Raw genomic sequence first — 1659 nt, forward strand, 5'->3', positions numbered from 1 at the left:
GTCGCCGCTCTGGACCCTCCTCGTCGCCGCCTTCGTCGGTGTGGCCCCGTTCGCCGCCGACTGGGCGGCCCTCGTCCTCAACGTCGCCGCCTCCGTCGCCGTCATCGCCCTCTTCGCTCGCCTCCAATCGACCTTCCGGCCCTCCCTGCGCCGGCCGCTCGATGTCGCGGCGGTGATCACCCTGGTCGTCGTGGTCCTCTTCCTGCCCGCCGCCACCTTCGTCGGCATGGAACACGTGTTGCACCTCGCTCTGGTGCTCGCCGCCTTCCACCTCCTTCTCCAGGAGCGCGATCGCACCCGCAGCCGGATCCGACGCCTCGCGCCCTACCTGCTCGTTGCCCTCGCCACCCTGACCCGCCTCGAGACGGTGTTTCTGGCCGCGGGCCTCGGCGCCGCCCTGCTGGTGACCCCCCCCGCTGGCCGGGCACGGCGGGTCGAGCCATCCCTCTCCCCTGTTCCCGCCCGCCCGAGGTCATAGGGCTGCGAGTGTATCCAGGGTCATAAGACTGGGCCTGGCTTCGGGGGGGCCGCTGCTCGCCTACGGCATCGTGAACCAGCTCATGGGCCAGGGCTGGCTGCCCAACTCCGTGATCGCCAAGAGCGGCTCACTGACTGGCCAGAGCCCCGTGCCCCCGCCCCGTGAGGTCCTCGGCCGCCTCACCCAGGACCCTGTCATCGCGGTCCTCGTCGCTCTCTGCCTGGGCCTCGTCGTCGTCGGATGGCACACGCGACGGTCGTGGGTCGTCCCCGCGTCCGCAGTCGTCGTGACCACCGTGCTTCACGCCGCCTTCGCCAAGTTCGGGTGGTACGAGCGCTACCAGATCTACCTCATCGGCCTCGCCCTCTACGTCCTCATCCGGGCGGCCCCCGAGATGCTGGCGAACCGCGTCGAGCGGTCCGAGCGTCGGCCCGTCGCGTCCCTGCTTGCCCTCATCCTGCTGATGTTCACGGCGACCAAGGCGGGGCTCACCGTCGAGGTCCCCCGAGCGGTCGACGACACCTACAGCCAGCGCTACCAGGCGGCCCGTTTTCTGGCCACCTACTACGACGGTGATCCCATCGCCACCGGTGAGCTCGGCTACATCAGCCTGGAGCACCGAGGACCGATCACCGACCTGTTCGGCCTGGGCGACTACGAGGTGCTCCAAGCCCGGATCCACACGCCTCCGGAGGACCGCAAGGAGTACTGGCGGCAGCTGGCCGAACGCCGCGGCTTCCGGGTCGCAGCGATGTACCCCCAGACCTTGTTCTTCGACACGCCCGACGAGTGGGTGCTCGTCGGCACATGGGAGATCCAGCACCGCACCGTCACCGCGTACGACCGCCGTTTCCAGTTCTACGCCACCGTGCCCGAGGAGGCGGCCCCGCTCGCCGCACACCTCGAAGCGTTCGAGGACGAGCTGCCGCCGAGCATCCGCCCCTCGATGAACGAGATGGCGCAGTTCCGCGCCGCGGTCCTGATCGACGAGCGCGACGGCTCCTGACCGAAGGGCGCCGCTCGAGAGCGCGACCATCCGACGTGCGACGGAGCCGCACCTGGTGACGGGCGCCCGTCGCCCGAGTGGTCGAGGCTCTAGCGCCTTTACTCTGCCGATCAGCCGCCTGGATCGTCGGTTGCGCAGCCACCGTCATGACCGGTCGAGGAGGATCGACTCGACC

At 69.9% G+C, this 1659-nt stretch carries 2 protein-coding genes; both read left to right on the forward strand.

The features are described 5' to 3' along the window. The coding region (locus tag VNL12_RS12915; RefSeq protein WP_325595192.1) for a hypothetical protein at positions 1-478 on the forward strand (478 nt) is incomplete at its 5' end. 70 nt (positions 479-548) lie between these two features. After that, positions 549-1484 carry a hypothetical protein gene (locus VNL12_RS12920; protein WP_325595194.1) on the forward strand — a complete coding sequence of 312 codons (936 nt, stop codon included), beginning with the start codon at positions 549-551 and terminating at the stop codon, positions 1482-1484. Positions 1485-1659 lie beyond the last annotated feature (175 nt).

This window comes from Iamia sp., assembly GCF_035575815.1.
In the GTDB taxonomy this organism is placed as follows: domain Bacteria; phylum Actinomycetota; class Acidimicrobiia; order Acidimicrobiales; family Iamiaceae; genus Iamia.